Raw genomic sequence first — 24,849 nt, forward strand, 5'->3', positions numbered from 1 at the left:
AGCTGCTATCGGTGGTAGCGCAGTTTCGCTTGCCGCAACGTTGATCCGAGCGATATCTGGTTGCTGATTTCCTGGTTGCAGAATTCGTCGACGTAGTCTTTGATCGCATGTGCAGTCTCGAGCGCCTTCTTGTCTTGAGGAACGTGTCCTGCGAGGGTCATCGGCATGACCACCAGACACTTGGCCATTGCGCGGGAGATGGCGACGTTGGTCCGCTCAAGTTGCATGAGGAATGCTTCCTCGCCCATGATCACGTCGGCGTCCCCGACCCCGAAAGTCACAATGATCGTGTGACGCTGTCCCCCTTGGAATTTTTCAACGGTATCAACTGCTGAGTCGATCAAATCTGGCGGGTCAGATGGAAATATCGCTCTCAGTTCACGGATCACCAACGCGCGCTGTGCGCGGTGCGGTGTAACGATCCCAATACACCGTCCCCAAAACTGATCTGGTTGTGGCACCGCATGCGTAACCGGGCCGCGTCCATCAAGCTCAGCACTCGCTGTTTGCCTGAGACACCAAGTCAAGGCAGCGACGATCTTTGCCTCAAAGGAATTGCTTTGTGATGAGAGGTCATCGTCATGGAGCAAAGTCAGCACCTTGTTCTCGGGAGCCAGAATGTGCGGCCAAAGGGGAGACCAAGGCATGCCTCCTGGAAATCCGGACGCGGGAGTTGGTGGCGCTGCCAATAAGTGAAGCGCCGTGGCAGCGTTTGCGGCCTGTAGGGTTGCTCGATAGCCGATGGTGCGGGCGTAGGCAACGATGTCCTCAGCCGACCGGTAGTTCTCTTCCAATGGACATGGAGTGATCTGATTGCCAAATGGTCGTTCGAGCAGGTATTTCTGGATACTGCCCACCAAGTATTCGGCACCCTTGGGTGGTTCCAGAGCCATGATGGGTGGCATTTGAAGATGGTCGCCTGCAATGATCAGTCGCGCATCTTCTTTCAGAGTGGCAAGCGGAGAAACTGCCGTGGTGACCTGAACCTGCGAGCTTTCGTCAACGATCACGACGTCGAAAACAGAGCCAACGCAGCTACCGCAACCCCAGTCTGCGAGCTTGTATGCCTGCATTGTCGAAGTGGCGACAATGGTGACCGTCTCAGTATTCGCCAAACTAGCGAGGCAGTCCTGCGTTTCCTGGTTGGCTTGGCTGAGATTGAATGATTCAACACGCAAATGAGGGTTGGCCGCAGCGAAGGGTTTAGGAGTCTGCGACGAGGAATATCCCACGAAGACCTCTGCCGAGCATGTTGGGTCAGCATCTAGCGACTCAACTACGCGACCGATGATCTCTTCAACCGCTTTGTAGGTCGGCCCGGCGACCAGCACCTTCAGCGGCTGATTCCTCTGCACAGCGTCATGGACGAGTCCATGAATACATCCAGCGAGCGTCTGGGTCTTTCCGGTGCCTGGCGGCCCCCAAATGATGGTCAGCCCCTTTTCTGCGGCGTGGGCAACGGCATCAGTCTGGCTGGTATTCAGGTTGTGCTTGGCTTTGGCGTAGGCGGCTACTGATGCAGCCTGAGGCGAGGCAACAACCGATGCCGCATGGACGGTGTCCGCTTCCCACAGAATGCGAGCAAGTGGGGTGATCGCTGCGGTACCTGGCCTTGCTGCGTTAGCGCCCATTGCAGTGGCAGCATTTCTATCGGCAACCGCAATCGATGGGTTGCCGACAGAGGCTAAGATTTTTTTGACTGTCTCATACCATTTGAATGAGCCTTGGCCCTTGGTTATGAAAATATCGTTCAGCAGGTCGACCGTTGAATTGGCCAGCAGGTACGGCGCGAATGCTGCCTCACGCCAGTTACTTAACTTCAGTACTGCTTTGCGTGTGCCTCGGTCGAATGACACCAGCGTTACAGAGAGAGCCGACCACAACGGGGTCAGAAGGGTGTCACCCTGCCCTAAATAAGGAGGGGCTGTGACGGGAATCAGATCCCTGGCACGCTGAAGTGGAAGCCCTGGGTATCCCTCTTTGCCCAAGGCTAGATAGCCTTCATTGTCGTCAAGCTTGGCTTCGGTTGACCCGGGCAAGACATCGTAGATGTACTCGTTCGGCGTTCCCGTGGGCTGGCCATTGGTAAGACGTACAGCCTCGTAACTTGCCTCCAATGCTTCGGCATCAAGCGCTAGGCGCTGATGAGATTCCAGCTTCCTGGTCTGATATTGCAGTTCTTCCCACCAGATCCACAGCTTGCTATCGAACGCGACGTCACGACTGCCCTGGGGTATAGAGAGCGTCAGCTTCGGAGCATTAGCCTTCAATTGCCCCTTGAAGTCCGTCCGCAACCGCTCGACCACGCTGTTCAACGCACGGCATTGCTTTTCCAAGGCATTGCCGAACTCCTGAATCACTGTATTTCGAGGGACGGTAACTGAGCCCCTCTTGATGATGGTGACGTTGCTCCAGATCTCGTAGATCCGCTCTCTCGGAATACCGTTGGTCAGGAATTCCCGATAGTAAGCATCTCCGAGACGAACAGCTCCCGGCCCCGAGTAGTACGTTTCCGCAGTGTCGAATAACGTAATGACGTGGGGTGTCGGTGCAAAGACCACTCGTCGAACAATTTCGTCGATGAAGACAATGCATGGACTGACAGCACCGTCCGGCTTCTCGATCAGCTCATCAGCCGGGAACAGCCAGGCTAGCGCTTTGGTTTTCCGATTCGTCAGGCTCAGCACCTTTGGCAAATGCCGTCCCATCGCCGCACATAGCTCTTCAAACTGTCGCTGCTCCCAAAAAGCGATCTGTGCGGTCAGCGGTGTTTTTCCTGCCGCACGAACAAATGCTTCTGCCTGATCGACCATGTCCGACAAGGTTGATAGCAGCCCCTCCAGGGCAACCCATTCGTCTGCCAAATTCTTCTGGTCGACGACAAAGCACTTCGGAGCAAACTGACGTGGGGACTGCCCGCTTACATAGGCAGTCGCGCGACCAAGTATGGACAAGCCCGTAAGTAGTCCGGCGCTTGGATCGAAATTTACTGCGATAGAGGCATGGAGCTGCGGTGCAGGTGCCAAACTTGCGAGCACCGCAGAGTTGTCCACCGTTGTCGTCGCGGAAATGAGTGCATTCGCGCGTGCTGGAATGCGACTACGCTCCTTCTTGAGATGGCTGTGTTGCTGAAAGGCAGGGTGCGCAGAAGGAGCCGCCGCTGCCCCTGCAGTGTCCTGGATAGCATTGATCTGGAGCGTTTTCCTCGCACCACGAGTCATGCCTGCAATTTGACTCAGATGACCGGTGAGCTTTGCCGCTGGGTAGCAGTAATGGGTTGGCTGCGCCGCAATTCGCGCCTTATCCTTCGCATTCGCCCACTTCTCATGTCCCAGCCAGTCGCATGCACTGCAGCGACCATCCACGTGCCACTCGAGGTTCACCCAACCGTTGGGCAAGGCATCGCCGACGGCAATGACCCGGAGCAAGTCTTCCCGGAAGAAATGCAGAACGGTTGGCAGATAAAAGCGGAGATTGGCATCTTCGCTGTCGGCAATCAGTGCGTCCAGATACTGATTCGGTGTTGCCGAAGCAGCACCAGACATCAGTCCATCGAGTACCGATTGCCCCTGCTTGAAACGTGTCCACAAATAGCTGTGAGTCGTGACGAAGTAACTATTCTGCAGTCCCTGATCGGCAATCCAGTTCGCAAGAAAAAGCGCATAAAGTGCCACCTCAGCCGAGTAGCTTGGATTCGCTTCACTGGTGTGCTTCACATCAATGATGCTCAACGCGCATCGTGTTTCTGACGCCTGATTGATTGGCTTTCTAGATCCGTTTGGGCATATTTCTTCGTCATCGGCCCTTGCTTGGCGCGCAACGATGATGTCAGGTATGAGTCCTGCGATTGGCGGAACTTGGTCAACCTGCACCGGTTGCAGCCCGATGTTTGCCATTACGCCGTTCTGAAAAGATGACGGTTCGAACTTGGCTTGCAGGATGATCGAAGGTAGTGCCGTCACCTTTCCGAGTAGTGATGCCAGCGGAGCTTTAACGGGCTTGTTCGTACCAGCCTTGTCTGGTTGGTAGATGACCAGCGTGCCGAATGCCTGGATCAGCTGATCATTTCGCTCATCCTCAAAATCTCGACCTGCGGTTTGCAGCACACCAATTCCAGGCCGTGCTTGAAGTGGAACAGGCATTCCATGTGCATCAAGCTCGGAATCTTCATGCAGGGACAAATAGAGTTCCCGGTCGCACTTCGTGCGAAGGAACATAGAGAGCGTGCTCTTTGAGATTCTTTTTTTGGTCATTTGGTTTTCCCTGCACCTACGATTACGAAATCAACGGCAACTGATAGCTCTTACAGCAGCACCCGAAAATGCCGCTTGTCCGCATCGGACGACTTGAGAATGCGGTACTCCATCCCGCTGGCCACGGCAATTTGCTGGGCGAAGTCCTTCTTGGCCTGCACCACGGCGTCCTCGATCTGGTTGTCGGCCTTCACCTCGACGATCACGTACTTCAGGCTGCCATCCGGCTCTTCGCGCTGAAAGATGAAGTCGGGGTAGTAGCTGCGCACGGTGCGCGAGTCCGGATCGATGTACTGGATGAAGAAGTCGGACTGGCCGTGGGTCAGCATCCCGGTGAAGTAGATCTTCTTCACCCGCTGCTCGCGCAGCAGATCCCAGAACAGCCAGTTCTCCGAGCCCGAGTCGAAGCAATAGGTGTCGAGGTGGAAGCTCTTGGCGCGCTCTTCGTCTTTAATCTGCGCGTCGTTCATGCGGACGATTTTGTCCTTCGCCGCCGACACCTCGTAGTAGCCGTTCGGGGGCAACTTGATCAGGTCGACCTCGTGCTCTTCGGTCTGCTGCGACTCGTCGAGGTCGTAGAGCTGGCGGAACAAGCGCGGGATGATCTCGTCGTACAGCAGCTCGTTGAACTCGTTGGTGATGGCCACCAGTTCAGTGGAGCCTTCCTTGGTGGCGTCGAGCAACTCTTCGATCTCGAGGGGGCTTCGGTTCAGATAGCGGGACACCTCGGCCACAAGCGATAGTTGTGAGAAGGTCCGCTTCTCCCGGCGCGAGGTCAGGTCAAAGGTGCGGCTGCCTGAAGCACGCGCCGCGTCAGCGACCGTCAAACCGTCCTGCTGCGTTTCGATCAGGCGGTACTTCTCGACCAGTTCACTCCACTTCTGAGCATCTGCCCGCTCAGGTATCAACTCTTGCCCGGTCACCAACTGCTTCTCGCGCATCTGGTACTGCTTGCGCACGCGAACCAGCTTGATCTTGACCGGCGGCTCGACCACCCGGATCTCAACGCGCTCCTTGTCCTTCCCGGTCTTCTGCAGCTCGTCGGCGCTGATGCGGAAGTTCTGCTGCAGTTCGTCGTTCAGCGTGTTGAGGTTGTCATCCGAGAGGAATACGTGCCCGGTGTGCTGGGCTTGCCCGATGGCGCGCAGGCAACGCATTGTGGCCTGCAAGACAAACACCTTGGACTTGGGCTCGCGGAACAGTCCTACACCGAACAGTGAGCGGCAGTTCCAGCCTTCTCGGCCTTTGTTGACCAATAAGATGAACTGCTTTTCCGATCCTTCGGTGTCCAGTCGATTGAACTCACGGATGTCGTCGTTGGTGGTGAGCTTGTCGTCGCCCACGTTCACCAGGATGCGCGAGGTTGGGATGCCGTGTTTGAGTAGCGCACGTTCCACAGCAGGTCGCAGTTCGCCGGTCAGCTCGTCGATGGTGGCCGCGAAGAATGCCAGCTTAGGGAGCAAGCCTTCCGGGCGCAACTCGCCAGATTCCTTCAAGAAATTCTCGATGGCGATGTCGACAAACTCGTCGGTGCGAGTGTTGGCGTAGCCGTGCAGCGTCACCTTTTTGAGGAAGCCCTTGTCGATGGCTTCCTTGAGGCCATAGGCGTAAACCACTTCCGGCAACACCTCGCGTCCCACGTAGGGCGTGCCGGTGTAGTTGTAGCAGGCTACCACCCGGGTGCCTGCCGCGTTCAGGCTGGCGGCCAGGATGTCGATGGTCGTGCGCAGGCTGGTGTCAGTTTCCTTCGCGCCCACGCCCATGTCCTTGGCCAGCGCCTTGCCGAAGGCATGGTGAGCCTCGTCTACAAAGATGCCCAACTGCTCCAGGCGGCGTAGCTTCTCGAAGCGCTGATTGGTGGTGAGCTCGCCTTCTTCCTCTGGCTGGTCGAAGTTGTAGAGATCGGCGGCATCGGCATATACGCCGTTGGCGGCGAGGGTTTCGCCGGTCGCGCCGAACAGCTTGTCGACTGACGTCTTTTCCTTATGCTGGCGCTTGAGGATGATCTTCTGCGTGTTGGAGACGATGATGTTGAAGCGCGAGCGATCCAGCGTATCCAGCGAGGTACCGGCCTCCTCTAGGTAGTGGAAGCGCAGGTGCGTGGTCAGGAAATTCACATACTCTGGCGGCACGACACGGGTCATGTCGAAGGACTCGATTTCCTTCAGTGACTGCAACACCGTTTTGTCAGGTGCGAACACCAGCGCGTTGTGACAGTAGCGTGCGTCTTTCTCGAATTTGTTGCCCAGCAGGAACTCGTAGAAGATGCAGGTCGCCATGAGGATGGTTTTGCCCGTGCCCATCGTCAGCGCAAAGATGTAGTTCGGGTAGGCGCGCGAGTTCTTGCGCATCTTCTCGAACAACAGCTTGTACGAGCTCAGTTCCAGCTCGTCGGACTCCCCGAACGAGAACATCTCCTGCCCGGCGGTGCCAAGGAAGGAGCCAAACTTTCGGCCCTCAAACTTCCCGCTGCGCTCGTACCAAGCCCGGAAGACTTCTTCGACCTTGGCGTTGCCGAGGAACTCCTTGAGGAAGACATAGGTTTCCAGCGCCTCGAACTGCGGCTGACGGAGGAAGGCCTTGGGGTTCTTCTCCGGGTTGTTGAAGTCGAGGAACTTGCGGGTCAGCTCCTTGTAGTTCTGCCGGATCGTCCCTCGGTTGTCCTTGTAAAACTGCCAAAGGAAACGGAAGAAGGCGAAATCCAGTGATGCGCCCGCAGTGCTGGTCTTCGCGCTCGCGCGTTTAGTCGCCATTGCTGACGCTCCCTTCCCAGGACTCTGACAGCAGGTCTGTGATCTTCACGCGGATCGTGCCCGCATCGCTCGGAACCTTGTACGCGCCCTTGACCATCTCGCTTTTGCCGGGGATATCCAACATCGCCGGTTGCAGCACTGCACCGTCGTAGTTCCAGTCGATCAGCACCGACTCGACCAATTCCTTCCAGTCCTCGACCGACTCCTTCTGCAGCGAGAGCTTCTGCAGCAAGTTCATCGGGTAAAACTTCTCGATGATCAGCTCGCCGTTCTTGATGGCCACCTTAGCTTGCGAATCGCGCTTGAATTCCAGATTGGCGTTGTCGCGTAGGATGTCCACCACCTCGACATCGATCTTGAAGGGCTTGGCGGCCAGCTCCAGTTGCGCGGCCAAGTCAGGCTCGTGACCCATGCACACGAGGGTGATCTTCTCGACCGGGCGGTTTGGATTCTCGTTGTGGCGGTGCTGCCACGCCTTCTGGTCGAAGTTGTGGATCAGTTCGTTCAAATCGGCGCGTGTGGCGATGCGGTTGACAGGCATGATCTTGACCATCCGCCCGTCCTTTTCGCCGTCGAACACGGTGCTGAATTCCAGCTTCTGTACTTCCAGAGCCTCGATCAGCAGTTCCTTGGCCTGCACGGGGTTACGGAAGATGTCGTAGTGGTTGACGTTGTGCAGTTCAAAGCCGATGAAATATTTGGTCTCGCCTTCAAGTCCCTTCTGGCGTAGACCATCGGCAACACCGATCAGCCGTCTAGTTGTCGTTTGGATCGATCCGAGGTTAATGTCTGCACCTATGAAACGACGGCCAAGCTGCATGGCGACCGCTTGGGTCGTGCCTGAACCCATGAAACAGTCGAAAACAAGATCCCCTGGCTTGGAGCAGGCCAATATGACCCTCTCCAGCAACGATTCTGTCTTTTCAGTCGGATAGTCAACATACTGTGGGTCTTTCATCGTCCAAACGTCTTGAACCCGATTCCCCTCATCTTCATCTGCGTACCGGATCAGTCGTGGATTGCCAGATGGCGACCATTCAATTTTCCCCTGGGCGTCAAACTCATCGAGTTGTGAATGAACATATGCCCAGTGCCGTCCGCGCGGCGGAGGAATGTTGCGCCAAGGCCGCCCCGTTTCTCCGGTACGTTCTCCTGGCGCATGCAGGGCTACCGTTGTGTACCTGCGGCCCTCACCATTTACCTTCTCAAATATGCGGGCGAGGTCTTCTGAGTCTTTCTCCTCGCGAAGCGGTGTCCACGCATAGTCGCCTCCGCCCTTCCGGTAAAAGAATACCGTGTCGTGGATGTTCCCGAACGCAGTGAGTTCCGAGTTCTTCGGATTTGACTTGATGCGCGCAATCTCATTGCAAAAGTTGTTCTGGCCGAACACTTCATCAAGCAAGCAACGAATGTGATGGCTCTTATGCCAATCGCAATGAAGAAATATCGTTCCAGAAGGGCTTAGCAGTTCGCGCAGCAAGAGAAGTCGCTCGTAGAGGAACTGTAGATACTCATCGTTCGTCCAAATATCGCCGTACTGCTTCTCTTCGAAGGCTGCCTGATCGCCTTTCGTCTTGTTGCCTCGCAGAGAAACCTGCTTTCTGTAATCTGCCTTCGAATCAAACGGCGGATCGATGTAGATCAGATCAACCTTGCCCCGGAACTCCTTCAGTAGGTGACTCATCACCTGCAGGTTGTCGCCCCAAAAAATCTTGTTGCGCCAGCCATCCACCTCTTCACCGTGGACTTCCTTCAACTGCGCCGGGTAATACTGCGTCGAGGTGAACGGGCGCTTGCCGCGCCAGTTGAGCATCGGGTAGCCCCTGATTGGCTCGAACTCGTACTTCTCGACGTTGGTTGTGCTGCCATCGGGCGTGGCCAGTTGCAGGCTTTCCTGCGCGGGGGTATTCTTGCTCATCAGTCGTTTTTCCTGAATTTCCAGTTCTTGTTGTCACAGTAGGCACGCATGTCGCAGCTCAGGCACAGTTTGGCCGGGCGTATAGCGATCTGATAGTCCTGCCGCTCGATGCGCGCCACGATGTCGTCGAAACGCGCGATGGTCTTGCCGATGGCGCGGTCGTCCTTAGTAAACGAAACGTAAGGGTTCCCGCCGTCCTCGCCGGTGTAGTACAGGTGCATCCGGCTGACCTTTTGGCCGGTGCGTTCCTCAACCAGGTGGGCATACACCTCCAGCTGGTGCTGGTACTGACGCAGGCGATCCCGATCCTTCTCCATGTCGGGCTTCTTCTCCGACTTGAAGTCGATGATCTCGACCGTGTCGTGCTCACCCCGGATCAAGTCGACGCTGCCTTTGAGGATGTACTGCTCCTTGATGAGCGAGATTTCGACCTCGGCCTCCTTGATGCGGTCCCAGTGGCCGTTCTCGCGCTCGTAGTAGCGCAGCACATGCAGCAGCGCCGCTTGTTGCGAGGAGGGCGCGAGGTAGACGCGCTCCTTCTTCGACAGCATCGCGTAGTTGGTCGAGAACCAGCCCTTGATGGCATCGAAGGTGATGGTGCCTTCTTCGCCGCGCAGCACGGTCTTGTGGATGTCCTCGATGGTCTGGTGCACCAAGGTACCGAACAGCATCGGGCTCTCGCGGATAGGCGCGAATTCCAGCTCTTTGAAGAAGCGGTATTGTTCGGCGCAGTTCTCGAACACGGTGATGTGTGAGGTGAACGAGTATTCGCGCTTTAGATTGATCTGCTTGACTGCCTCGTAGGTCAGTGCCGATAAATCAACATCACGCCAACGGGGCAGTTCGTAGAACAGGCGCTCGAAATACTTCGACGGCGATTTGCCGCGCCCCTGCTTTTCCTGCGCAGCCAGCACCAGCAGGTTCTGGGCGCGAGAAAAGGCGGTGTAGAACAGCCGCCAGAAGTCGAAGTTCTTGATGTGGTCGAGCGGCTCGAAGCGTTCCTTGGAAAGGTAGCCGCCGTCCTCCAGCAGCACATCAAGCGCGCCGTACTGCTTGCGCGGCACCGCTTCTAGCGAACCGCACACCACGACCGGAAACTCCAGCCCTTTGGACTGGTGGATAGTCAGGAATGAGACGCAGCCCTTGGGTGCGTACTCGGCCTCATCCTCGTATTCGCCGATGCCGCCGTCCTGCAGGAAGCGCAGGAACTGGTTGAACAGATCACGCAGATTCTTTTCCAGCCACTCGGGGTTGAGCACGCTGACAAAGTGCAGGTACTCGAACTTGGTGAGCAGCTTGGAGAAGGTGCCAAGGTTGCGCGCGGCGCGCCCTTTGTCCACGCCTTGCACAGCTTCGTCGGTGAGGAAGCGCGAGAACAACGGGAACTGCAGCAATTGATAGAACAGGCCGGAGAAGGCGTAGTCGGTGTTCTGAGTCAGCACGGCGTGGCGCTTGGCCAGCGGACGTGCCCAGTCCAGCAGTGGCTTGTTTTCCGGCTTGCGCAGCTCATCGATGAAGGGCTTGAAGCACTGGTGATCGTAGAAATCCCAAATGGGCAGCGTGACGCCTTCGGCCCACGCCCGCACCTTGGGAAACTGAGGGAACAAGAAGATCAACGCGCCGATCATCAGGCGGATCTCCTCGCGCTCGAAGAACATGTTCGAGCGGGGCGAGAACACGGGCACGCCCTGCGCTTCGAGGAAGCGTGCCAGTGCCACGACCTTGTCGTTCTTGACCGAGCGGAACAGGAAGGCGACCTGATTCCAGTCGGAAAGCTGGCCCGAGTCCTTCAACCCGTTGAGGAAGGCCAACACCTCCGCGTGCCAGTTGGTGGTGTCGTCCTTGTCGTCACTGGCGGCCAGCCGGACCGCCGTCGGCAGATCGGGGAAGTCATCCTCACGCGGGACGATCTGCTTGGCAAAGCGAAACACGCGCGTGCCGTCGTCCCATACCTGCTCCTTCATCCATTCGTTGTAGAAGCGGATGATGTCCGGGTGCGAGCGGTAGTTAACGGTCAGCTTGACCTGCTTGCACTGGCTGTCGTCGAACAGCGCCGGGAACTCCAAAATGTTGCGGATGGTGGCACCGCGAAAGCGGTACAAGCCCTGGTCGTCGTCGCCCACCACACACAGATTGCGGCGCCCGCCCGCCAGGAGCAGAAGGATGCGTTCCTGAATGGTGTTGGTGTCCTGGTACTCGTCCACCATCAGGTGGGTGAGCTTCTCACGCAGTTGTGCCAACACCTCGGGGTGCTTTTCCAGCAGTTGCAAGGCCTCGTATTGGATGCCTGAGAAGTCCAGCGAATTGTGCTCGTGCAGCAGCTCCTGATACTTGGCGAAGCAGGTGGCCAACGCACGAACTTCTGGTTCGGGGGCAGCTGAGAGTGTGGTTGCGTCGAGCGCTTCCTCGCTGACCTTGTTGAGCCACTTGAGCAAGTTCTCCGACTGTGCCCAGCGGCCCGTCTGATCATCGCCCATGACCAACTCGGCGTCTGGCAGTGCGCGGAAGTCCTTGATGTGCTGGTAGATGAAGTATTGCTGGTCGAACTGGTCGAACAGCGTGAAGCTGCGTTTGAGCCGGGTGAACTCCCGGTAGTCCTCCAGCAGCCGCAGGCAGATGGAGTGGAAGGTGCCGAGGTACATCTCGTTCAGGTTGAACTGGATGTCCAGCTCGGCGAGCCGGTTCGAGATGCGGGTGGTCAGTTCGCGCGCAGCCTTGTCGGTGAAGGTGACGACCAGCAGTGACTCGGGGGCGACTCCCTTGTGGGTGATGAGGTAGACGATCCTCTCGACCAATGTGAAGGTCTTGCCCGATCCTGGCCCGGCAATGATGAGCACCGGGCCATCGGTGGCCAGAATGGCTTCAAGCTGCTGTGGATTGGCCTTGGACTGGAGTACGGGCGCGCTGGGGCTCATTCCTCCACCTCGTCGTCGTCCACCAACGCCTTGCCGACGCGACTGGCGATCCACTGATCCAGATCGCTGCGTCTGAACCGCCACGTGCCCCCAAGCTTGAATGCGGGGAGCTTGCCGCTGGCGGCCAGGCGATAGACCGTGCGTTTGCCTGCCTTCAGGAAAGCAGCAACCTCATCAATCGTGAGGATCTCGTCTGGCTGGTCGCTCATCGGCTTTCTCATGTCATTTGCACCGAGCTTGGTTTAGCACCATATCTTGTCATAATATTTCGCAATTGGGCAGACTTGGGCAAACTTGGCATCAGTCAGATGCCTGGCCGAGAGGGGAGCGGTGGTGGCGTCGAACTACGAAGCAATCTGCGAAGAAAACCAGCGGCGCTACGGCACCGACATCGGTCGGATCGGTCCAATGCTGCTCGCCGACCGCTACGACGACCGGACGCATTTCATATTTGAATTGCTGCAGAACGCGGAAGATGCGCTTAGTCGGCGTGGTGACGCGCCCGGGCCGCGCAAGGTCACGTTCGAATTGGCCCCGACCCGGCTGTGGCTCTCTCACTTCGGCAGGCCGTTCGACGAGGCTGACGTGCGCGGTGTGTGCGGCATTGCCGAAAGTACCAAGGACAAGTTCTCTATTGGCCGGTTCGGCATCGGCTTCAAGTCCGTCTATACCTTCACCGACCGCCCGGAAATTCACTCCGGCGACGAGGACTTTGTCGTCGAGAGCTACGTGCAGCCGAGGCGTGCGAATCGAACAGAACGTTCGACGGACGAGACGCTGATCGTCCTTCCTCTGAAGTCAGATGACGAAACCGCGCGACAGGAGATCACGGCGGGGTTCCGGCACTTGGGTCCAGGGGCGCTGCTTTTTCTGCGCCACATCAACGAGATCAACTGGAACGTCCAAGGCGGTGCATCGGGCGTCTATCTGCGCAGCGATCCAGAATCGCTCGGCCCCAACGTTCATCGCATCACGGTGATCGGCCAAGAAACCGGCAAGCCCGAAGTCGACGAGAACTGGTTGGTGTTCCACCGCGACGTGTTCTCTGGTGCGCAGGAAAAGGTTGGTCGGGTAGAGGTCGCGTTTTCTCTAGTCGCGGTTAAGGATGCACCGAGTCAGTGGTCAGTGCAGCCTGTGGCTGCTTCGCCCCTGGTGGTGTTCTTCCCAACGGTGGTTCCGACCAATCTCGGCTTTCTCGTGCAGGGGCCGTATCGAACAACGCCCAGCCGCGACAACATTCCACGCGGTGAGCCGTGGAACCAGCATTTGGTTAAGGAGACATCCAGTCTGCTGGTGGAAGCAATGCGCTGGATGCGCGACAACGCAATGCTGGACACCTCCGCCTTGCGCTGTTTGCCGCTCGGTCGAGAGAAGTTTCCCGAAGGGGCGATGTTCGCGCCTATCTTCGAAACTGTCCGACAGGCGTTATTGAACGAACCGCTTCTGCCACGTTTCGATGGGGGCTTTGTCCCGGCCTCACAAGCGAAACTGGCCCGCACGCAAGAGCTTCGTGAACTCTTCAGCCCGGAGCAGATCGAGGTACTGTTCGGCTCCAAGGCCTCAGCGTGGCTGACGGGCGACATCACCCCGGACAGGCAACCGGAGATTCGTACCTACCTAATGCAGGAACTGGGTATCACCGAGGTGACGCCAGCAACCCTGGTTCCGCGTCTGTCCAAGGGATTTCTCGAGGCCCAGTCCGACAATTGGGTGCTGAAGCTTTACGAGTTCCTGAGCGGCCAAGAAGCAGCCTTGCGCCGTAGCCTCGACAAGATTCCACTGATTCGCCTCGTCGACGGGACCCATGTTGTCTCCCGTGAAAACGGAACGGCCAAGGCATTTTTGCCCAGCACCATCAAGACCGGTTTCCCGACGATTCGCCCAGCGGTGTGTGCAACGGTCGAGGCACGCAGTTTCCTTATCTCTCTCGGCATCACCGAACCCGATCCGGTCGATGACGTAGTCTGGAACCTGCTTCCGAAGTACCAGCAAGAGACAGTCGACGTTGCCGACGACGACTACGCCGCCGACATCGACCGCATCCGTGCAGCATTCAGTACCGATTCGAAGACGCAACGGGAAAAGCTCCTCGCGGCGCTGCGCAAGACTACATTCGTGATGGTCGTTGATGCCGGCGACGGCGAGGGCTACGTCGCCAAACCGGGCGGCATCTACATCGCCACAGATCGCCTGAAGCAACTCTTCGCCGGTGTTCCGGATGTCTTGATCGTTGACGACAGATACGCCTGCTTGCGTGGCGAAGAAATGCGCGAATTATTGGAGGCTTGTGGTGCATTGCGCTATCCACGTCCGGAGAAGGCCCCAAATGAGCCGCACTGGAGCGACCGACTGAAGGCGCTTCGCCTGCAAGCGGGCCATGCAGAGACTTCGGGCTACAGCGATAACGTGGAAGACTGGATGCTGCAAGGCTTCCAAGACTTGCTTGACCATCTACCGACGCTCACGCCAGAGCAACGTGTCGAGCGTGCTCGCCTGATCTGGGAGAGTTTGGGCGACCTTGAGGAACGTCGCGGGCGCGGTATCTTTGATGGGGCGTACACGTGGTCGCACCACGGCAAATACGCTACGAGTTTTCCGGCGGCCTTCCTGCGCAACCTCAACGAGGCATCTTGGGTGCCCGATGCCAACGGCGAACTCATGCCACCGAACCTGGTGGTGTTCGATTCCCTCGGCTGGAAAACCAATCCCTTCCTGCTGACCAAAATCGCTTTCAAGCCGCCGATCATCGACCAGCTGGCCAAAGAAGCTGGTATCGATCCTGCCGCCCTCGACTTGCTGCGAAAGCTCGGCATTACCAGTGTGGCAGATCTGACCTCCCGGCTTGGGATCACTGGTGCACCTCCAGAGGACGAGGCTTCATCTGGCGATGCGTCGTCCGACGATGTTTCGACCGAAGCTGAGGCGGACGACACAAATCCATCTGACGAGGATGTCTACGGCGACGCGGAAGACCTGTATGGAGACGGGATGCCGGACATTCCGCCAGGAACGCACGACCCGGACGGCGGCGACGGCGCAACGAGTGGCACAGGGCGCGGCGGTCACGGTGGAGCTGGCACTGGGACGCCACGTGGCGGCGGTCAGGGGAACGGCGGGGCACCCGGTGGCTCTGGTAGCCACACCGGTGGTGGCAAGGGCGGTGGAACCAGCAATGGGGGACAGGGAAAACGGGCGCCGGGTTCTGCTGGCGGAAGGCCGTTCATTTCCTACCTCGGCACCCATCCCGACGACGAGGAAGCCGATCCAGACGGCCTTGATCAGGCCGCACGGATGAAGATTGAGGATCACGCCATTACCCTGATCATTTCGCTCGAACCCGGGTTGCAACGCACACCGGAGGGCAACCCGGGTTTTGATCTATTTGAAGTCAACGGCGGCGGCCAGCCAGTTCGTTGGGTCGAGGTCAAGTCGATGACGGGCAGTCTGGAAAACCGACCCGTGGGTCTTTCCCGCACGCAGTTCGACTATGCCCACGCGAAAGGGGATGCGTACTGGCTGTACGTGGTCGAGCATGCGACCGATGCAGAGAAGGCACGGGTTCTCAGGATTCAGAACCCTGTTGGCCACGCGCGGACGTTCACGTTCGACAAAGGCTGGAGCCAGATCGCGCGACGGGAACCAGCAGAATCGTCTCAACCGGAAGCCTGATCCATGTCCACGCTTAAACCCATGGCCGGAAGTTCGCTGGAGCACTCTGCACTCAAGCAGCGTCATCGGTTGGTGCGCGACGGACATCCGACCAGCCTGACGCTGCGCATCCACAGAGCCTTGAGTTGGCTACATCGTGCCGAGCAGTCGGAAGACATGGACGGAAAATTCATCTTTCTGTGGATCGCCTTCAATGCTGCCTACGCGCAGGAACTCGACGACAGTGACCGCACGTCCGACAAGGCCACGTTCACAGCCTTTCTCCAAAAGCTCTGCGACCTCGACACCAGCAAACGCATCGACGACCTGATCTGGACGGAGTTCTCCGGCAGCATCCGCGCACTGCTCGACAATCCCTACGTTTTTCATCTGTTTTGGGAGTTCCAGCGTGGCCGGATCAGTGAAGACGAATGGAAGGATCGCTTCGCCAGTGCGAAGAAGTCGGCGCAGTCCGCGCTGGCCGGCGGCAATACGCCCGCACTGCTCTCGGTCATGTTCAATCGTCTCTACACGCTGCGCAATCAACTGATCCACGGCGGCGCGACTTGGGACGGCAAGGTCAACCGCGACCAGTTGCGTGATTGCACTCGTCTCCTGGGTAAGCTCGTTCCCGTAATCGTCGCGCTGATGATGGACAACCCGAATGCACTTTGGGGCGACGCTGTTTATCCCGTCGTCGATCAGTACGCCTAACCCGATTGTCTGGCGAACCGTGGATGCCGCACTCCATTGAGAATGAGTCCGTGCATAGGGCCCCCGCGAAATTAGCGAAATCAGCGAAATTAGTGCCGTGACAAGCACTTGCGGCTAATTTGCCTCAGCGAAATCAGCGAAAAAATCCCCCAGCTACCCCGATGCCAGCCGATACACCCGCAGTGGTGCCCCCGGTGCACCGTCGGCGCGTTCGTTCCACTGCACTGTGATCTTTGGCGGCGTACTGGCCAACAGGAGTTCCAGGCTGGCGTCGAGCCGCGCCTTCGGCACCTTGCCCCGAAAACATTCTGCGCTGATCTGGCTGCGCGTGGCCTGACCCCGCTCGCGCAGGAAGTCCTGGACGCGATTCGACAACTCCAGCACTTGTGCCAGTTTTGCCTCATCGGCGGCACTGACGAAGATGAAGCGCACCGACGCGGTGGCATGGCGAATCCATGCCATCGCCGCGTCGATGTGCTGGGCGTCGATTCGGGTTTGAAGATCCGTGAGTGCTATCAGCATTGCCAAGCGCAACAGGATCGGTGCCCGGCGTTCCAGAATGGCCCCGAGCATGCCATCGCCGAGGTTCGAGTTCAGCTCACCCCGGTAGAGCTGGCTGTAATGCCATTGGGCCTGCGGTGACAACTCCATGCGCAGGTGCTCTCGCCGTCCGGGCTGGTCGGCTCCAGCGAAGGCCAGCACCTCTTGCGTTCGCGCCGCCAACTTCTCGACCGTCGCCTGTGGCGTTTCCTTCGGGAACGGAAACATCCGCGTGCGTTCTGCCCAGATCATCAGGAAGCGATTGGCGAAGCCGTTGGTCAGTTCGCGCGTGCTCATCAGCCCCGTCAGTTCTCCCGGTGAGATCGCGCCGCTCAGGCAGACGTGCGGATCGCTGGCGTAAAGCCGGTTCGACTTGGTGGCGGGCTTGAGGTCGACGCCATCCCAACAGTCACGCAGTGCCGCCGACAGCGTGTTGCCGTCGCGCCGCCCTTGGTGCAGCACGTTGGCGAACTCGGATTCGACCACCCACAGTCGCTTATCTTCGACGGCGGGTACGTCCTGCCGACCTTGTCGGTAGCCGTCGTGGATCAGCGCAGCCAGTCCTTCGCGCGTAGACAGGCCACCGCGATGAACCTGCGGCGCGAAGGATTCGTCCATCGCGCGCAGTGCTTGATCGATGCGCAGCACCAGCGACACCGCATCGCCCTTGCGGCCACGGCCGGAACGCCCGATGTGCAGGCAGAACAGTCGCGCGTGATGCCTGGTATTGCCGACGGGCAGATACACGCCACGCCCGATGGCACATGACAGATACGCCATGAAGTTGGCGGCGATGGCGTATGCGTTGGTCTCCGTGCCGTCGCTGCCCGCCCGAGCAACGTCGCCGATCAGGCCATAGAGACAGGTCGGATCGGCCTCGGGGGCGCTGCGGTGCATGGCCACATCTGCCTCGTCGTGCTCATCAGCTGGCCGTGGCGTGGCGGGCGAGGAAGCGCTGGCATCGGTGATCGGACGCATTCATTTGCCGTCCAACGTCACCGTCTGGACGATGTTCTCGAATTCGGCCAGCACGTCGGGCTGGCGCTGCGACAGGAAGCGGAACACCGCTTTGTTGTCGATCAGCTTGCTGAGGTAGCCGCGCGCCAATACGAGCAGCAGCACGTCTTGTCCGTAGGATTTCTCGACAAGCTTCAGTTGCCCTTGCAGGTTTCCCATTTCGCGCTCCATTTTCGCCATCTGATCGGCGGTGACGCCCCGCAGCTTCCTTGGTTTGGTTTCGCCGACTAACAGTGGCGGTGGTGTAGCCGCGAGCAAGGCCTCGGCGTAGGCGACCGTCATGTTGTTGGCAGTGAGCATCAGTTCGATGCACTCGACCTGCCGCGTGGGTTTCATCTTGCGCAGCACCGAGCCGAGATTGGCGGCGAAGTGCAGATCCTTCAGCATCTCGACCGCCTCCGGGCAGATGCCGTCGAGCAGACTCACCTTCTTGTGGATCTGGCTGACGTCCACGTTCAACGCCTTGGCCAGCCGGTCGGGCGTGACGCCACGCTCGACAGCACGCCGGAGCATGTGGTGCTCCTGAATGGACGAGATGCGATTGATCCGATTGTTGTAGGTGTAGCTTTCGTCGTCGGTGGCGATCAAGCACGGCGCGTCGGCGTAGCCGAGCTGTCGTAGCGCCAGTAATCGCATGTGCCCGTCGAGCAGAATGTGCTGGCCAGTCACCTTGTCGGCCTTGCCTACACTCAGGGGCTCGATCAGGCCGACCGCCTCCATCGAGGCCATGATCTGCTTAAACTTGCGCGAGGTATGTAAGCCCTCCGGCGTCTTGCGCGACGGCAGGATGCGATCCAGCGGAAGTGTCAGAGGATCGGGTATGAAGCCCAGCGGGGGCCGACTCATGCCGCGTGGCCTCCGGCCCAGACCCGTTCGGCCAGTTGCTTGGGCAAGGTGTCCAGTCCTTCGGCGCGCAGCAGGTTGGAGAAATGCTCGTCGGCCAGCAACTGACGTAGCGCCTCGATCACGAACAACAGGCGCTGCTGCGTGAACTCAGCCTTCTTGATCATCAGCTTCTGTCGTTCGACCTCGTGTTGGTAGTTGCGCACCAGGCTGGACGTCGTGACGGATGCTCCCTTGCGCGCAGGCCGGTGGGCCAGCGTCTTGCCCAGGGCGCTGCGACGCTGCAGCACGCGCCGGGCCTGCATCAGCTGCCCGCCACGTAGTTGGCCGCTTTCGTAGGCGTCCTGCAACGCGGCCTGCACCGCTTCTTCGTCGCTGGCGCCCGCGATGGTGATGGCGACGTTGAGCGGAACCCGTCCGGCCTCGACGGCGGCGAGCAGACGTTCTTCGCCTTTCTCAAACAGGAGCAGGATGCCTTTGATGTAGTCGAGGCTCAGGCCGGTCTTCTGTGCGATGACGCGCTTGTCGTAGCCCTGCTGACTCAACTGCTCGATGCTCATCAGCAATTCCAGCGCGCTGTATTTCCTGCGGGCGATGTTCTCGGTCAGGCTCATGATGAAGGCGTCTTCGTCGTTGACCGTAACGACCAGTGCCGGAATCTCCTTCTCACCGAGCGACTTAAACGCCTTGAGCCTTCCCTCGCCGCAGATCAGCAGGTAGCGCTTGCCGTCCTCCAGATCGTCACGCGGCGTGACAGTGACCGGCTTCTTCAAGCCGAGGGTCTTGATGTTGCCGACGATCTCCTCGAACACACGTCCATTGCGGTCGCGCGGGTTGAGCACGGCGATCTGATCGACCGGGATCATCTGCAGGTCGGTGGCGTGGTGTGGTTTCGTCATGCGGCCCTCCGGATGCGGCTGCGCTCGGCCATGCCGTAGAGGTAGTCCAGGCTGTCGAAGCGGTAACTCTCGAGTTCGAGGCCGTTGTGATCGGCCAGATGGATGCCCGAGTTCCCAAAGTCCAACCGGGGCAGTAGGTAGTAGTCCAGCGCGGCTTGATTGGTCTCATCGAGCCGGACGGCAACCGTGATGTCGGGCGTCAGACTGGTGTCGAAACGTACCTTCCAGCGGCGGCGGTCGTTGTCGAGCAACTGGCAGCGCGAGAGCACGAGCGAGACGGTGAACTCTCGGTTGACCGTGAGCAGGTCGGTCGCCGGATCACGCACGACCACGCCGCCGGCCTCGGCGATCATCCGCTCGGTCTGGCCGACGATCTCCGGGTGCAGACGGCGCAGGAACTGGTTGACTTCCAGATACTGGTAGTCCCGATCCGGCGTGAAACCCACCGTCTGGTAGGCGCGGATCAGACTGCCGAAGCGGTGCGCGTAGGCCGCCGCCGAGGGCATTCCTTCGGCCTCGTCGATGATCAGGCCGGAGAGGTAGCCGTGCTGCTGGAACAGGCGGCGTAGCTTCTCGATCAGCTCGTCGTTGCTGAAGCGGTGTGCACGCTCACGCAGGATGCCCTGCGCGGTGTAGAACAGCTCCGGCGGCACGACGCCTTCGAACGCGCCTTCCTTCTTGATCCACATCTCCGGGTTGTTCACCACACGCGTCTTCTTGAGCTTGAAGGAGCGCCGGTTGTAGACGTTGTTGCCTATGTACTTTTCGTTGGATAGCACCTCGCGCACGGTGGCCCGTGTCCACGCCCGGCCCAGATCGGTGACGATGACCTTGGTGTTGAGCCTGTCGGCGATCTCCGACTCGAACAGACCATCCTCGACGAACCAGCGGTAGATCTGGTTGACGACGGCGACTTCCACGTCGGGGCCAGGCTGCAAGATCACGCGGTCGGTCTGCAGGCTCTTGTGCTCGCCGCGCGAAAGCAGCCCCTTCACCGACCCGGACTGGTCGATCAGCACACGGCGCAGCCCGTAGCCCGCAGGCCCGCCCTGGCGGAAGCCGAGTTCGATTAGGCGGCACTGGCCTGCGAACACCTTCGCCGACAGTTCACGGCTGTATTCGCCCGCCATTGCACGTTTGACGCCCTTGACGATGGTGGACACGGGCGAGCCGTCGTTCTCGAACTGCTCGGCGCAGTAGGCGACCTGGATTCCTGCGCGGCGGCAGATGTACTCGTAGTAGGCGCTCTCGTCCGCGTCCTGGAAGCGCCCCCAGCGGCTCACGTCGTAGACCAGGATGATCTGGAAATCGGTCGTGCCTGCCTGCACGTCGGCGATCAGTTGTTGGAGTGCCTGCCGCCCGTCGATGCGCAGCCCGCTCTTACCCTCGTCGGCGTAGGTGCGGACGATCTCGATGTTGCGCCGGGCGGCGTACTCGCGGATTTTGTCGCCCTGGTTCTCCGTCGAATACTGCTGGTGCTCGGTGGACATCCGCACGTATTGCGCAGCCCGAAACACCGGGCCCGACCCCGGTGGGTGTGGAGGAGGTTCGATTTCTTGCATAGGCCCGGTCACTCTGTGATTGGTGCTCTCGGGTCTGCCACTCCTTTCAATGAACACGACGCCGCGCCACGGCGGCAGCGCACACAGTCGGAATCGTTGCCATGCAGAATATTCGAGAGCCTGTTTGGGGGCGAAGTTACGGGCGGATTGACGGGGTGTCGATCAAGTCCTCTCTTGACACGTCCATCTTGCACGGACACATCACACAGACTGGCGCGATCTGGACGACCCAAGGATCGCCGATCTCCCTTGGAAACGCTGGATGGCGCGTGATTCGATACAGACCGGTCGGCAGGTCGCACACGTCCATCTTTGCAAGATCGACATCTATGCCCTTGGCTTCACGCAGTCGCTGCTGCTCGCGGTTGCGTTGCGCGTATTCGGGCCGGGCGTCGCGGTAGTTGCGCCAGTAGTCTTGATTGCGCTGCGACCACGCTCGTTGGGCGGCGCGCTGGTTGATCCGGTAGTCGGGGTCGGACTGGATCTTGGCCTGCTGCCACTGGCGCTTGCGGGCACGCTGGCAGTCGGGTGCCGAACAGTAGGCTTGGTCGGGGACTTGTGGGCGGGGTTCGAAGGGTGTGCCGCAGCAGGTGCAGTGTCTTGTCATCGTCAGTGATTCCATGCAAATTTGCATGAAAACCGACGCTGCTCAGAATGCGAGACGAATACGCTGTATCGATGGGATGGAAGTGATTTTCACACTTGCCGTAAAACCTGCTGCAAACTAACCTCAGTTCAAATCAAATTGCTCCGATCTCCCTTATGACCGCACCTTCGTTGCCAACCATAAAGACTTTGTTTGCGCGCTCGAAAAATCAATGTGCATTCCCAGGGTGTGCCGCGCCGATTGCGGAAAGCAGTGGAACGGTGACCGGAGAGGTCTGCCACATTCGAGCGTTGAATGCCGGCGGCCCCCGATACGACCCGAACCAAACGCAGGAGGAGCGCAATGCAGCAACGAATCTCATTTTGATGTGCGGCAGGCACCACAAGATTATCGATACCGAAACGGAAGCATTTACCGTTGGCCGATTGCAGTCCATTAAGCATGACCATGAAGAAAAAGGTGTCGCGGAAATATCACCGGCTGCCGCGCGTATTGCTCAACAACTCCAGGCCAGCTGTGGCGACGTAACCATCGTCGGTAATAGTGGCAATGTGGCCATCCAGAGCCCGGGAGCTATTCAGGCTCACACCGTCACTATCAAAAACACCAAATCCAAAGGCCCATCGATTCAGCCGCCCCCGAGTTCAATTGGCGCGGCGCAGGCAAAGGTTGCCTACTGCCAGCATCTGATCGACCGCTATCAGGAGTATCAGAAGGCGGATAAAACCGGGAAGTCCGATTTCAAGTACATGGCCATTCACCAGGCACTCAAGCGAAAGTTCGGCACCTCGTGGAAATTGCTCGGGGAAGAGCGTTTTGACGAAGTCGTTGCCTTCCTGCATCAGCGGATCGATGCCACGATCCTTGGCAAGCTGAACCGAGGGAAGGGGCGGCCGAACTACAGCGCGTTTGAGAATTGGCGTAGCTGACTACTGGCGACAAGATTGGGTGTCGCACATCAAGCAGTTGATGGGCCTCGGAGTGCTCCCAAAACGCCGGGCAGGGGGCGGCGTGGGCTATGAGTTGGCGGGCTGATTCGGCCAAATCATCGAAATTACGCTCGCGAGGCAAATGTGTTACTATTCAGTCTTGAAAGTGGTCGTGGGTTCAGTTCCGCGCTCCGCCACCAAATATCAAAAGCCCTGATTCATTCGAATCAGGGCTTTTTGTTTGCGCCTCGAATACCCGCTCTACTTTTCCGTTGGCAGGCGGACACCCCTCTCACCCATTCCACGCCGATGCGATGAACCGCAGCTTGCCCTGGATGCCTGGCGCGGCGTTGTTGCCGAACGGGATGGGGATCTCCAGCTTGCCGGTCTTGAGCATTTTGTAGGCGATGGGCGTGGTGGCGCGGCCGACGGTGTCGCTTTGCCAGGCGAAGTTGATGCTCCAGGCGTCGCCTGGGGTTTCTGCTGGGATCATTTCAATTACCACGGAATCGCGGAACAGGTAGCTGCCTTCATAGTGGGTGTCGGCCCAGAATTTGCGTTCGACTTCGTAGTCCGGTACGCGTACGCCGAGGGTCATGCTGTAGGCCAGCGATTTTCTGTCCGGATTGACCTTGCCGCTGTTGGCAAGAAACACCGTCGACAGGTAGAGCTTGCGTGCGAGCTTGTTGGCCGGGTCGGTCAGCTCGGTGTGGCTGCGGCAGGCGACCGAGTCTTCCTCGGCCACGCGCCGTGTCAGATACCAGCGTTTGCCGCGTGGCGAGGCGAGCACTTCAAATTGATAGAGCGCGTTGACGGGCTTGCCTTGCAGGTCGGGCGGCAGTTGCACGGCGTCGACGTCGAGCCAGATGTCGACACGGATGTCGCCGAACAGGAAGCGCGTCAGGTTCTGGTAGGCTTCTTCGCTGTTGACGATGCCGAAGTTGCCCGAGTGCGAGCGGTAGGTGTAGGCCGTGGCACAGGGCGTGGTGAACTGACCCTTGGCGTTGACGCCCCAGAGTGAGGCATTCTCGACCTTGACCAGGCCATCGCTGCCGTGGCCGGCAAACGAGCGCGACAGGCCCAGGGCAACATCGTAGTCGGCACGGTTGGTGCCGACCATGCAGAAGAAGCGCTCTGCGGGGAAAGCGGTATCGGGCAGCCAGTCGACCCGCTCGGTCTTGCTGTAGACCGGCGCCAGATTGAGGTAGCCGGCCATGCGCTGGCGGTTGAAGTTGTTCATGTCGGCTGCGTTGAGCCATTTGGGGATGTTCAGGCCGGCCATCTCGATGCCGTTGTGCGGCGTGGCATAGGTGAACACCTTGTCGACGCAGCGGCGCGCCTCGTCGTCACCGAGCTCGGGGTTCTGCAGGAAGGCGCGGCAGACCAGCCCGCCCATCGAGTGGGCGACGAGATAGCAGCGGAAATCCTCGGGAGTTACGTTGTTGCGCGGGTCCTGGCAGGCCAGCTCGCGGATGCGCAGGATCAGCCGGCCGAGGCCCTTGGCGAAGTCTTCCATCTCCGGTGTCTTGCCGTTGCCCAGCAGTGACGAGGCTTGGTCGTAATAGCGGTAGATCACGATGGACTGGTAACGGATGGTGCCGGTCCACTCGTCGTCGAGGATGTCGAGCCCGTTCTCATAAACATCGAGATAACCCACCTCGCTGCCGTCACGCCTGGCGATGGTGTCGGACATCAGCCGCACCAGCGGCGACTCGAACACGAATTTGCGGGCGGGCTTGTCCTTGTCCGGCGTGGCGCGGTAGACGGTGGAGCCCAGGTTGAAGCCGCAGAACGGGTCCGCGGTGGTCTCGTCCTGCTCTCTCTCGGTCATGGCATAGCCGCGGACGTAGATGATCGGGTGGAAGGGCGCATGATCGTTTGCCATCTGGGTCTCCATTGCTGGCGGATTGTTGTTGATAGGTGTGGGCGGCGGGAGCCGGGTGGAGAGGAAGGTCAAACGATGCAAGCACCAGGCCAGGCGGGCGATATGTCCGGACAAGGGAATGTGGTGATCGGCCAGGGCTGCGCGGCCGCCACTGCTTTGCCTTGATATCGAGGCTTGGCCGGGCCTGGGGGATGGTGGGATGGCCTCGTTACATGCGTCGCCGGGCTTGCGTGGCTTGTGGCGCCCGGCGTGCCGTGTAAAGCGTGCCGACACGGCGGCGTTTGGCCGAGGGCTGTGTGGATGCCGCCAGCTGGGCACGATTGGAGGGCTGGGTGGGTAGGTGAGACGGGCTTTGAGGTGGGGCTG

At 59.2% G+C, this 24,849-nt stretch carries 14 protein-coding genes; 3 read left to right on the forward strand and 11 right to left on the reverse strand.

What is annotated here, in order from left to right:
• Positions 1–5 precede the first annotated feature (5 nt).
• Genes ABWL39_RS00505 through ABWL39_RS00525 form a run of 5 tightly spaced genes read right to left on the reverse strand, consistent with a single transcriptional unit; the run spans position 6 to position 12,048 of the window.
• Positions 6–4,253: a DEAD/DEAH box helicase gene (locus tag ABWL39_RS00505; protein ID WP_367786178.1), complete on the reverse strand. Its 4,248-nt coding sequence runs from the start codon at positions 4,251–4,253 to the stop codon at positions 6–8.
• A gap of 50 nt (positions 4,254–4,303) precedes the next feature.
• Positions 4,304–7,006, reverse strand: a complete 2,703-nt coding sequence (locus tag ABWL39_RS00510; RefSeq protein ID WP_367786180.1) for a TnsA endonuclease N-terminal domain-containing protein — start codon at positions 7,004–7,006, stop codon at positions 4,304–4,306.
• A complete protein-coding gene (locus ABWL39_RS00515) occupies positions 6,996–8,924 on the reverse strand; it encodes a site-specific DNA-methyltransferase (protein ID WP_367786182.1) in 1,929 nt (642 codons plus the stop codon). Before ABWL39_RS00515 ends, ABWL39_RS00510 begins: the two co-directional genes overlap by 11 nt.
• The gene (locus ABWL39_RS00520; protein ID WP_367786184.1) at positions 8,924–11,839 is read right to left on the reverse strand and encodes an ATP-dependent helicase; all 2,916 of its coding nucleotides are present in this window, start codon (positions 11,837–11,839) and stop codon (positions 8,924–8,926) included. Before ABWL39_RS00520 ends, ABWL39_RS00515 begins: the two co-directional genes overlap by 1 nt.
• Positions 11,836–12,048 carry a helix-turn-helix transcriptional regulator gene (locus ABWL39_RS00525; protein WP_367786186.1) on the reverse strand — a complete coding sequence of 71 codons (213 nt, stop codon included), beginning with the start codon at positions 12,046–12,048 and terminating at the stop codon, positions 11,836–11,838. The genes ABWL39_RS00520 and ABWL39_RS00525 overlap by 4 nt, the downstream gene beginning before the upstream one ends.
• A 124-nt stretch (positions 12,049–12,172) precedes the next feature.
• Here ABWL39_RS00525 and ABWL39_RS00530 point away from each other — a divergent pair, with 124 nt between their 5' ends.
• Together ABWL39_RS00530 and ABWL39_RS00535 are read left to right on the forward strand one after the other, a co-directional pair.
• A complete protein-coding gene (locus ABWL39_RS00530) occupies positions 12,173–15,508 on the forward strand; it encodes a DUF3883 domain-containing protein (protein ID WP_367786188.1) in 3,336 nt (1,111 codons plus the stop codon).
• A 36-nt stretch (positions 15,509–15,544) separates the two neighbouring features.
• Positions 15,545–16,201 (forward strand): hypothetical protein, encoded by a 657-nt coding sequence (locus tag ABWL39_RS00535; protein WP_367786903.1) that lies wholly within the window; start codon positions 15,545–15,547, stop codon positions 16,199–16,201.
• Positions 16,202–16,354: 153 nt separating this feature from the next.
• Here ABWL39_RS00535 and ABWL39_RS00540 read toward each other — a convergent pair whose 3' ends face one another.
• The 5 genes from ABWL39_RS00540 to ABWL39_RS00560 form a co-directional block, all read right to left on the reverse strand.
• Positions 16,355–17,719: a hypothetical protein gene (locus ABWL39_RS00540; RefSeq protein WP_367786189.1), complete on the reverse strand. Its 1,365-nt coding sequence runs from the start codon at positions 17,717–17,719 to the stop codon at positions 16,355–16,357.
• Positions 17,720–18,604 carry a plasmid partitioning protein RepB C-terminal domain-containing protein gene (locus tag ABWL39_RS00545; RefSeq protein ID WP_367786190.1) on the reverse strand — a complete coding sequence of 295 codons (885 nt, stop codon included), beginning with the start codon at positions 18,602–18,604 and terminating at the stop codon, positions 17,720–17,722.
• Positions 18,601–19,500, reverse strand: a complete 900-nt coding sequence (locus tag ABWL39_RS00550; protein ID WP_367786191.1) for a plasmid partitioning protein RepB C-terminal domain-containing protein — start codon at positions 19,498–19,500, stop codon at positions 18,601–18,603. Before ABWL39_RS00550 ends, ABWL39_RS00545 begins: the two co-directional genes overlap by 4 nt.
• Positions 19,497–21,062 carry a recombinase family protein gene (locus ABWL39_RS00555; RefSeq protein ID WP_367786193.1) on the reverse strand — a complete coding sequence of 522 codons (1,566 nt, stop codon included), beginning with the start codon at positions 21,060–21,062 and terminating at the stop codon, positions 19,497–19,499. The genes ABWL39_RS00550 and ABWL39_RS00555 overlap by 4 nt, the downstream gene beginning before the upstream one ends.
• 136 nt (positions 21,063–21,198) lie before the next feature.
• On the reverse strand, positions 21,199–21,684 hold the full coding sequence (locus ABWL39_RS00560; protein ID WP_367786195.1) for a hypothetical protein: 486 nt from the start codon (positions 21,682–21,684) through the stop codon (positions 21,199–21,201).
• Positions 21,685–21,824: 140 nt separating this feature from the next.
• Between ABWL39_RS00560 and ABWL39_RS00565 the strand changes: the two genes are divergently transcribed.
• Positions 21,825–22,598, forward strand: coding sequence for an HNH endonuclease signature motif containing protein (locus ABWL39_RS00565; RefSeq protein WP_367786197.1), 774 nt, complete (start codon positions 21,825–21,827; stop codon positions 22,596–22,598).
• 292 nt (positions 22,599–22,890) lie between these two features.
• On the opposite strand, the gene ABWL39_RS00570 is transcribed toward ABWL39_RS00565, so the two are convergent.
• Positions 22,891–24,483, reverse strand: coding sequence for an esterase/lipase family protein (locus ABWL39_RS00570; RefSeq protein ID WP_367786199.1), 1,593 nt, complete (start codon positions 24,481–24,483; stop codon positions 22,891–22,893).
• Positions 24,484–24,849 lie beyond the last annotated feature (366 nt).

It is taken from the genome of Chitinivorax sp. PXF-14 (assembly GCF_040812015.1).
Taxonomy (GTDB): domain Bacteria; phylum Pseudomonadota; class Gammaproteobacteria; order Burkholderiales; family SCOH01; genus JBFNXJ01.